The 9971-nt window shown below is 40.9% G+C and carries 11 protein-coding genes and 1 pseudogene; 9 read left to right on the top strand and 3 right to left on the bottom strand.

What is annotated here, in order from left to right; genetic code table 11:
• From NWP22_RS07140 to NWP22_RS07115, 6 genes are all read left to right on the top strand, one after another.
• The coding region (locus NWP22_RS07140; RefSeq protein WP_280801674.1) for an ATP-binding protein at nt 1–1102 on the top strand (1102 nt) is incomplete at its 5' end.
• Between the two features lie 507 nt (nt 1103–1609).
• On the top strand, nt 1610–2980 hold the full coding sequence (locus NWP22_RS07135; RefSeq protein ID WP_280801676.1) for a cytochrome P450: 1371 nt from the start codon (nt 1610–1612) through the stop codon (nt 2978–2980).
• A 463-nt stretch (nt 2981–3443) separates the two neighbouring features.
• Complete coding sequence (locus tag NWP22_RS07130; RefSeq protein ID WP_280801673.1) at nt 3444–4343, top strand: ATP-binding protein; 900 nt, start codon at nt 3444–3446, stop codon at nt 4341–4343.
• A complete protein-coding gene (locus NWP22_RS07125; protein ID WP_280801672.1) occupies nt 4333–4560 on the top strand; it encodes a hypothetical protein in 228 nt (75 codons plus the stop codon). Before NWP22_RS07130 ends, NWP22_RS07125 begins: the two co-directional genes overlap by 11 nt.
• 9 nt (nt 4561–4569) lie before the next feature.
• Entirely contained in the window at nt 4570–4776 is a 207-nt protein-coding gene (locus tag NWP22_RS07120) for a hypothetical protein (RefSeq protein WP_280801671.1), read from the top strand.
• Nucleotides 4776–5162: a hypothetical protein gene (locus NWP22_RS07115; protein WP_280801670.1), complete on the top strand. Its 387-nt coding sequence runs from the start codon at nt 4776–4778 to the stop codon at nt 5160–5162. The genes NWP22_RS07120 and NWP22_RS07115 overlap by 1 nt, the downstream gene beginning before the upstream one ends.
• A gap of 102 nt (nt 5163–5264) precedes the next feature.
• Here the strand turns inward: NWP22_RS07115 and NWP22_RS07110 are convergent.
• Nucleotides 5265–5603: pseudogene (locus NWP22_RS07110) on the bottom strand (phenylalanine--tRNA ligase subunit beta-related protein); the annotation flags it as partial.
• 119 nt (nt 5604–5722) lie between these two features.
• Here NWP22_RS07110 and NWP22_RS07105 point away from each other — a divergent pair.
• From NWP22_RS07105 to NWP22_RS07095, 3 genes are all read left to right on the top strand, one after another.
• Nucleotides 5723–6025 carry a hypothetical protein gene (locus NWP22_RS07105; protein ID WP_280801669.1) on the top strand — a complete coding sequence of 101 codons (303 nt, stop codon included), beginning with the start codon at nt 5723–5725 and terminating at the stop codon, nt 6023–6025.
• A gap of 7 nt (nt 6026–6032) precedes the next feature.
• A complete protein-coding gene (locus NWP22_RS07100) occupies nt 6033–6194 on the top strand; it encodes a type II toxin-antitoxin system PemK/MazF family toxin (RefSeq protein WP_280801675.1) in 162 nt (53 codons plus the stop codon).
• Between the two features lie 158 nt (nt 6195–6352).
• Entirely contained in the window at nt 6353–7525 is a 1173-nt protein-coding gene (locus tag NWP22_RS07095) for a pyridoxal phosphate-dependent aminotransferase (protein WP_271734077.1), read from the top strand.
• Nucleotides 7526–7614: 89 nt separating this feature from the next.
• Here NWP22_RS07095 and NWP22_RS07090 read toward each other — a convergent pair whose 3' ends face one another.
• Both NWP22_RS07090 and NWP22_RS07085 read right to left on the bottom strand, forming a co-directional pair.
• Nucleotides 7615–8286: an SDR family oxidoreductase gene (locus NWP22_RS07090; RefSeq protein ID WP_280801668.1), complete on the bottom strand. Its 672-nt coding sequence runs from the start codon at nt 8284–8286 to the stop codon at nt 7615–7617.
• A 450-nt stretch (nt 8287–8736) separates the two neighbouring features.
• On the bottom strand, nt 8737–9387 hold the full coding sequence (locus NWP22_RS07085; RefSeq protein WP_271734080.1) for a matrixin family metalloprotease: 651 nt from the start codon (nt 9385–9387) through the stop codon (nt 8737–8739).
• Nucleotides 9388–9971 lie beyond the last annotated feature (584 nt).

Here is a 9971-nt window from a genome sequence, read left to right as displayed (position 1 = left end):
TGCTATATTACGACAAATTCGTGATGGTTATCCCAATCGCCCCCAAGGTTTCCCCCAATGTGTAGCCTTAATCGGGATGCGGGATGTACGTGATTATAAGGTAGCCTCTGGCGGTAGTGATAGGTTAAATACCTCTAGCCCATTTAATATCAAGGTGCGCTCTCTAACTTTGAGTAATTTCACTTTAGAAGAGGTAAAAAGTCTATACGCACAACATACCACAGCCACAGGGCAAATCCTTACCCCCGAAGCCATTAACCACGCCTACTATTTAACCCAGGGTCAACCTTGGTTAGTTAATGCTTTAGCTAAGGAAGTCACAGAGTATTTAGCAGAAGATGTGAATATTCCCATCACAGTAGATTTAATCAATCAAGCTAAAGATATCTTAATTCAAAGACAAGACACCCATTTAGATAGTTTAGCCGAGCGACTGCGGGAAGATAGGGTAAAAGCAATTATTGAACCTATTTTATCTGGGGAAGAATTACCCAACACACCGGAAGACGATCGCCGTTATCTGTTAGATTTAGGTTTAGTAATTCGCAGTAAAGAAGGTGGGTTAAAGGTAGCTAACCCCATTTATCAAGAGGTCATCCCCAAGGTGTTAGCCCAGGGTACTCAAGATAGTTTACCGATGATTCAACCTAGTTGGTTAACACCCACAGGGGAATTAAACCCCCAAATTCTGTTAGAAACCTTTTTAGACTTTTGGCGACAACACGGGGAACCATTATTTAAAAGTACCCCTTACCCAGAAATAGCCCCCCACTTAGTATTAATGGCATTTTTACACCGGGTGGTTAATGGTGGTGGGAGCTTAGAGCGGGAATACGCCATTGGCTCTGGGAGGATGGATATATGTTTAAGGTATGGGGATGTGGTCTTAGGGATGGAATTAAAGGTATGGAAACAGGGTAAACCCGACCCCTTACAGCAAGGATTGATACAATTAGATAAGTATTTATCAGGACTCAATCTAAATACAGGATGGTTAGTAATATTTGACCGTCGCCCTAACTTACCCCCCATTAGCGATCGCACCACCACCGAAATAACCCTGAGTCCCCAGGGGAGAAATATTACAGTCATTCGAGGGTAGGTTTGGATTTGTTGACGGTGGTCGGTGAGCGGAGTCGAACCGTTGACTGTTGACGGTGGTCGGTGAGCGGAGTCGAACCGTTGACTGTTGACTGGGAAGAGGTGTGACCATCAACAGCCATTAGCCGGGGAATAAATTAAGCGTCTGATAGCGAAAGTCCACTTTTAGTGGACTAGTGGCTTACATATAGTACTCTAGGCAATGATTGTTAACCCTATTTATAAAGTTATATTTAACACCCAGTCGGATTTATCCGACTTTAGCTATCAGACAGGGGTTTCTAACCCCTGGCTCCCGGTGGTCATAGCTCTTAAACCCTGACCCGTCAACAGTCAACCGTCAACCGTGAACCGTCAACAGTTAACACCCAGTCGGATTTATCCGACTTTAGCTATCAGACAGGGGTTTCTAACCCCTGTCTCCCGGTTGTGGTATAAAATAGCGCCAGCGCTGCTACTAAAGCGGAGCGCACCAGATCGTCAACCGTCAACCGTCAACCGTCAACAGATGCAAACACCCAATCTGATTAAAACCCCCTCTTTTATCCAAAAAGTACAGTGGGTAGCTGACCCTGTAGGGTATATGGAAACAGCAGCTCAACAATATCCTGATATTTTCTCCGCCCAAGTGGTGGGGTTTGGTAACAACCTGGTATTTGTTAACCATCCCCAGGGCGTGCAAGAAATTTTAACCAATGACCGTAAGAAATTTGTTGCTGGTGGTAAAGAGAATAGAATTTTACAACCCTTACTAGGTGACTATTCGGTGATTATGCTGGAAGGCGATCGCCATCGTCAGCGGCGAAAATTAGTCATGCCGTCTTTTCATGGCGATCGCATGCGAAACTATGGTGAAATCATCAGGGAAATTACCACCAAAGTCTGGAGCCAACTACCCACAAACCAACCCTTCACCACCCGCACCGCCACCCAGAATATTTCCTTACAAGTTATCTTACAGACCGTTTTCGGCGTATATGAAGGAGAACGCAGCCAACAACTGCTAAAAAATCTCTCATTAATGGCGGATATATTTCGCTCACCATTAACTTCTAGTTTTCTATTTTTCCCCTCTCTGCAAACAGATTTAGGACCATGGAGTCCTTGGGGTAATTTTTTACGCAATAGACAAAAAGTAGACCAGTTAATTTACGCAGAAATCCGCGAACGCCGACAACATAAAGATGAAAATCGTATTGATATTCTCTCCTTGCTCATGTCAGCAAAAGATGAAGACGGTAACTCAATGACAGACCAAGAGTTACGCGACGAATTAATGACCCTGTTATTCGCCGGTTATGAAACCACAGCCACCGCCATGGCTTGGGGATTATATTGGATTCATAAACACCCCGAAATTAAAGAAAAACTGCTCCAAGAACTCCACACCCTGGGTGATACACCAGACCCCATGAGTATATTCCGGTTACCTTATCTCACCGCTGTTTGTAATGAAACCTTGCGGATTCATCCAGTAGCCATGTTAACCTTTCCCAGAGTAGTCAAAGAACCTGTAGAACTCCTAGGATATTCTTTAGCACCGGGGACAGTATTAATGGGCTGTATGTATCTCATTCACCAACGGCAAGATTTATACCCCGAACCCAAGCAGTTTAAACCAGAAAGATTTCTGGAACGTCAATATTCCCCCTATGAATTTATGCCTTTTGGTGGCGGTGTCCGGCGCTGTTTAGGTGAAGCCTTAGCCGTGTTTGAAATGAAACTAGTATTAGCCACCATCTTATCCCGCTATGAACTTGCACTAGCTGATACCAAACCAGAAATACCCCAACGTCGGGGTGTAACTTTAGCCCCCGGTCGTGGGGTGAAGATGGTGATTAAAGGTCAAGCACCCCAACCATCCCCCCAATTAATTTAAAATAGGACTTTATCCATTGACAAAATAGCACAATAGTGTTATGTCGTCGCCTAATTGCTGCTTCAATGCACCAGTTAACTATTCCCGAAGTTCAATCAAAAAAGCTGAAATAGTGATTCTTTTGTTTTGACATCGTCAATCTAGCGAGTGCCGATTAACCTCGGTCGCTTGCTGTATAAGGGTTTTAGGTGTTTTGTTAGTATGCTAAAGTCCATTTCAGCCACTGCTTTTTCTGAACCTGGCTAACGCCACGCTATGGCTATCGGAAACAGCCCCTAGACTTCTTACGGGGTATGTGTTTAAAATAGAGCAGTCCCCACTCGCTGGGGACATTAAAGTTACTGTTGGGCGATAGCTGAAGAATTTGGTAATTCATCCGTGTTATTGCGATATCCTTCAGTCTCATTACTATGCTATAAAGAAAGATAAACGGAAGCACTTAACTGAACCTAAAAAATATTGTATGGTTGGCTCTATTAAAGAAACCAGTGGGCTACTTCATATATCTCATGCCGAAATAGAAAAGCGAATCTTCCAACACAAATTATTTGGACTCGATTCCCTTCAAGAACATTTGTTTCGGTTTTGTCAGGCTGTGATTAAAGCAGATAGTGCGACAGTCAAAAATTTTATATTTTACGATTTAGTTCCTTCTATACTTCTTTTCGGACCGCCAAATACAGGTAAAACAACCCTGTGTCATTTGCTGTTTGACCGTCTTAAAAAAGAAGTCACCAACGAAATAAATTTTTACACAATTGATATTGGAAAGATGCTTGACCCTGCTTTAGGTCAATCATCCCGTAATTTAGAGCAAGCATTTGAGGATCTACGAAAAGTGTGTTCAGAGGACTCATCAGCATTTTTAGTGCTAGATGAACTTGATTCTTTCTGTATGAGCCGTAGTCGTGTTCAGGAGCATGATGCTATCCGTCGAGCAATGACAACTTTAATATTAGAACTTGACAGGTTGCATCCATCCTCAACAAGAAAATTGATTTTGTTTGGTATCACTAATGTAGACAATCTAATTGATACAGCAGTAGTTCGTAGATTCTCCCTAAAGCGTTCCGTTGATGCCAATCTTTCTTTAGAAGATTTTCGAGCTTACATTCAGTATTTGAGTAAGCCACTTGAATACTCTCCTCAAGAGAAAGATTTGAAAGACCTATATGATATTTACCAACGTCGTGCCTTTAAGTCAGGTGATATAAAAGCTCTTTATAAAGCTCTATTTATTGATGTAATTAGTGAAGGTGAAAAAAATTCGATTCAAGATAAGTTATTGAAGCTCTTTCAAGAAGGCTTCTCAACTCACGAGCATTTAGCTAAAACTTACGGAGAATTTGCACATGGCAGATAAAGAATGGGAAACAGATGAGGACAAAATGATTCACCACTTGGAAGTTCATAGAGACTTAATCACCTGGATTCTCAAGAGGTTAAAGGAAGAGGGAATTGATTGCAAGAGAACAACAGGCAATGATTCTGGGGGCGATATTCTTTACTACAATGCTGAAGATGAACCAAGAGTAAAGGAAATTGTCCGCCAAATAAATTATCAGTTCAATAAGTCTTAGGATATCTAAATGCCACACATTGAAATCAAAACTCGTAAGATTATAGATTCAACTTTAGCAAAGAAGATTATTGACAAGGGAGATGTATCAGCTGTCTTAACTACAGGGAAAATTACGAAGCCAGCAAAGAGCCTCTTTGATGAGCATGATGTAGCATATGCAGAAAATATACCTGAGAACGAGTTTATGGAATCTAAAGCTGAGGAGACAGAGTAATGTTAGATATTACATTCTATACACGAGAAAGTAAGGAAGGACAAGTAGTTGAAGTATCAGAAGAATTCTACCAATTGCTGATCAAATCAGATTTTTCTAAGATTGGAAAGTCTGAGAAAAAAAATATGACAGCAGATGAAGAACCTGTTGAAGTTGATGTGGTTCTTCTTGAAGGCGAAAACCGTAGGAAACTTAGCGATTTCTTTCGTAATGCTATAGTCGAAGAAACTGACAACATTTTATCTAAGTTGGATGAACTAGGTGATTCACCTTCAAGCCAGGAGTACAAAAAAACTTTCGGTAAGTTCTCAGAACTTAGGAAGTTGCAAGAACTGCGTAAGTGCGTAGAAAATGAAGAATTTAAGTATTTAGGTAGAACAGAATAAGGACGGCGAACTGTTTAACTGGAAAGTTATCATCAAAGTCCCAGCAAAACTTTGCAGCAAAAATTGGAGATTTTGATTATCAAAACCTCCAATTTCTATTAATTAACTTCTGAGATTAACGCCAAATTTCTCCAATAAAGCCTCACAGACTTTATTGTGAACAGGTTCAACTTCCGCTTCAGTCAAAGTGCGATCGCTTGACTGATAAATTAAGCGAAATGCTAAACTACGTTGTCCGGTGGGTAAGTTTTCACCACGATATTCATCAAACAATTCCACAAATTCCAGCAGTCCCTTCGCCGCTTTGTTGATGGATTTTTCAATGTCCGCCACTGAAACCTTCACAGGTGCGAAAAAGGCAATATCGCGATCGCTTGCAGGATAGGTAGAATAAGCATGGAATTTGGGAACCAGAATCTCATCTTGATCAAGTGCATCCAGTCCCCACTCCCTGGGGACATTAATCGAATGGAAACTAAACAATTAAAGTTGGGCTTTCTAATTTTTCCCGCATGTCCCCTCATAAACTACAATAAAAATACTCAAAGAAATGGCTGAAAATGGTCAAATCAACTTTGTACACAACAACAAAAGTCCTCCCAGGAAATAGAATTGAAATTCAATCTCCAAATCTGACTGTAGGACAAACTGTTGAAGTCGTTATTTTGGTTCAAGAAGTTAGTCCTGATTCGTCTACTACCGAAAATATCTCTCCATCTTTAAAAGAGCGTCTTGCTTTTCTGAAGTTACCAATAGCTGAACGTAGGAATATTCTCGAAAGTCAAGCCGACATAATGCTCTCTCACTATCAACAAGATCCTGAATGGCAGCAGTTAATGGCAGGTGATATCATTGACTATTAGCCCTGATATGCCAAAACGTGGAGAAATTTGGTTAGTCAACTTTGATCCCACTGTTGGTGCAGAAATCAAAAAAGTGCGCCCTGCTGTCGTTATCAGTTCAGATTCAGTAAGAAAACTTCCTATTGTACAGTGCGTAAGTCCTATAAAATTAGCAACATATAACATTTAGCAACATATAGGACTCCTATTTGATTATTGAACAATACCCAGTACATACTGAAACCCTTCTTTCGGTGTTCCCTGTTCCCTGTTCCCTGTTCCCTGTTCCCTGTTCCCTGCCTCTACGAAAGATTCATAAATCAAACCGGATTCCTATATAATATTCTTATGCACACCCTAGCCTCTCGTATGCAGGCGGTACAATCGCCAATCATTCCTGTGGTTGGGGAATTAATCCAAAATTCCCCCGGTACCATTTCCTTAGGACAAGGTGTAGTTTCCTACAACCCACCACCAGAAGCCATTCAGCTTTTACCGCAATTCTTAGCAGATTCCACTAATAATGTATACAAACCTGTTGAGGGAATCCCTGTATTATTGGCAGCGATCGCCCAAAAATTAGAAACTTTCAACCGCATTATTATTAACCAAAATAACTCAATTGTAGTCACTGCGGGCAGCAACATGGGGTTTATGAACGCCATCTTAGCCATTACTACCCCCGGTGACGAAATTATCCTGAACACACCTTACTATTTCAACCATGAAATGGCCATAACCATGGCCGGGTGTACTCCCGTATTAGTAGCAACAGATGAAAACTACCAACTACGTCCCCAAGCGATCGCCCAAGCAATTACCCCCAGAACCCGTGCTGTAGTCACAATTTCCCCCAATAATCCCACAGGAGTTATTTACCCAGCAGCCGCATTACAACAAGTAAATCAAATATGTGCAAATCATCGCATCTACCATATTAGCGATGAAGCCTACGAATATTTTACCTACAACGGCGTTAAACACATTTCCCCTGGTAGTTTTGAGGGTGCAACAGATTACACCATTTCCCTGTATAGCCTATCCAAAACCTATGGGTTTGCAAGTTGGCGGATTGGTTATATGGTAATTCCCCAACACCTACTAGAGTCAGTCAAAAAGATTCAGGATACAATCTTAATTTGTCCCCCCGTAGTTTCCCAGTATGCCGCAGTAGGAGCATTACAATCAAGCTCAGAGTATTTACATAATCACATTGGAGCAATTGCCCAAATCAGAGAAATAGTCATAGATGCCCTCAAACCCCTAGCAGGTCTATGTAATATTACCCCTGCCCATGGTGCATTTTATTTCTTCCTCAAAGTTAATACCCAGATCAATAGCTTTGAATTAGTAAAAAGGTTAATTCAAGAACATCAAATCGCAGTAATTCCAGGTACAACTTTTGGCATGAAAGATGGATCTTATCTGCGGGTAGCTTATGGGGCGTTGCAAAAAGATACAGCTAAAGCAGGTATAGAAAGATTAGTAAAAGGCTTACACAGGATAGTCAGTAATACTTGACCCATCCTGCGCCTTATGTGTAATAAGTTTCTTTGTTTGTATCCTTGATAGTTCCTTGCTCAGAGCCTATTGGCGTTGAGACCCGCCAATTAATCTAAAGCAAATTCTACAAACTCTAGTTGTCCAGCTAACATATTTTTATCCACCGCCGACAAGGTTTTATTATGAGAACGGGGAGAATTTAAACAGCCACAAACTAACTGGGCGACATCTGCCCGGTGAATAGTACCAACAATACGCGTATCTTCGGTTAAAATACCATTGCCCGTTGCCGGTTCCGATTTTAAGCCCCCGGGGCGAATAATAGTGTAAGTCAGCCCACTAGCAATTAAATGTTGTTCGGCCTTGTCTTTTTCCACTAACACAGGTCCCAATGTTGCTAGAGCTTGGGGAGGTAAAGCACCAGCACTATTACCAGTACCAATGGATGAAATTAAAATAAACCTTTGTACCCCTGCTTTTACTGACGCATCAATGAGATTTTTATTACCCAGATAATCAGCCCTTTCACCCTCCGAAGGTAAACCGCCAATGGTACTAATTACCGTTTGGATAGGTTCATCACCGAGTATGGCAGCTTCTACATCACTGATATTTAAAGCATCTCCCATGACAGTTTTAACACCTATTGCTTCTAGTTCAGGAGTTTCGCTTCTTAGGAGTGCTTTCACCCGGAGATTTTGCGCCGTTAAATATTTAGCAATTTCTCGACCAACGCCACGACTTGCGCCGGCGATAAAAATGTAAGATCCAGTGGTCATATTAAGGGATTATAAATTCACTTCCTCAGCTTACAATGTAGCGAACTCATTAAACGCCAAAGTTCACCAATCACAAGCACTATGGATGTGCCGACAACTACACGCACCCATTCCTTCGGTGTTCCCTGTTCCCTGTTCCCTGTTCCCTAAGATAAAAATTACCTGTTGAAAACTTATCAAACATCCTCTTAGACAACCCTGTAAAGGCAGACTGACTTAATCCCAAGCATCGAGCATTAAACAAATTCCAGAATTGTAACATTTTCCTTGCTCAACTATGGTACTGCGATAAATTTTGTAAGCAGGATAGGTTCCGATACAATACTGTGATTTCTAGCCTCAGCTTGAGTTATTTTTCTAACTGGTTCCGCTGATTGCATATTTTTTCACCTTATCTAGTAGAAAGAAAATACCTTTTATGAACTTTTGTAAGACAAATTAAGCTGATCTTTACAGCTTTTTATACTTCCTAATAGCGTTATTCATCAAGATAATTTGTTCAGCATGAAATGATGGAGGTATCAAGCTGTGAATCCTATGTTCTAGTCCATCATGCATTACATCTGTGGGTAATTGAGAGTGATCTAATCCCAATGTATGACCAATTTCATGGGTAATAGTATTAGCAATCAAGTTAGATAATTGAGCCAAATTTAGACTTGCTTCATGGGAAACATCAAGTATTTTGTCTAAACGAACAAGAGCAATAGTAGTAACTTGCTGATGAGTAAAACTAGCAATTCCAAGATAGTCAACTAGTTGCTGGTCAGCTAATACATGGATATGGGTAAAATTATCCCCCCACTCTCTTTCATCAGGAGGTTCTGAGGTCAAAAACACATTGACACTCCTAAAAGCACTAAAGACCTTAGCAAGAGCATCTGTCATAACTGCTAGTATTGTGCTATTGTCCTCAATGTCAACAATCACTCTGGAAATATCAACCAAAATACAATGGCGAATATCGCGATTGTCTTTAGCTATTAACCATCCACAATAGGGACACACTAGCCAACTTGTTTGAACACGAGAACGACAACCTTGACAGCGAAGCTTTGCAGGTCTATCAAGGTTAATTCGTTCCCAAATCGGAACTTTCATCTCAGGATTTGTCTTCCTCAGATTTAGACGTTCATAAAGAGACATTTTACTTATAAAACGTGCTAAGGAGACCAGGGTTTTGAGTAGATTTTTGATTCCAATTTAGGTTCACATGAACCGTTAACTGGTTAGATACACCTGTCTTATTTAGGTCTATTTTGTGGGAATCACCACTTTTTTTTTAAGAGGTTGTTTGATAAGTCATGATTAGTGTATCAACTATTGTTTGACCCCACCCTAACCCTCCCCTTGTAAGGGGAGGGGACTGGATTTTATTGTTTTTTGTGTGTTCCCCAATCCTTTCCAATCCTTCCCAATCCTTCCCAATCCCTGTTCCCTGTTCCCTGTTCCCTGTTCCCTAAGATAAAAATTACCTGTTTAATACTTGACAAACATCCTCTAAGAGTAATAGCCATGATTGTATAATCCTAGATATTCAACAGTAAGAGTTTGTGAAATTATAGACAAATCTACAAAGTCACTTTACCAGGGGTAAACCTGATTGGAGTTACTCCTAACCCCTCTATCCCGTCTGCAAAAGCGTTCAGGACTGCTTTTCTTAATATGTTGTACGCCCCATTTAA

The sequence above is a fragment of the Anabaenopsis tanganyikae CS-531 genome (assembly GCF_029891675.1).
Taxonomy (GTDB): Bacteria; Cyanobacteriota; Cyanobacteriia; order Cyanobacteriales; family Nostocaceae; genus Anabaenopsis; species Anabaenopsis arnoldii.
The sequence above is the reverse complement of the archived record's forward strand: the minus strand, read 5'-3'. Positions and strand labels throughout refer to the sequence as shown.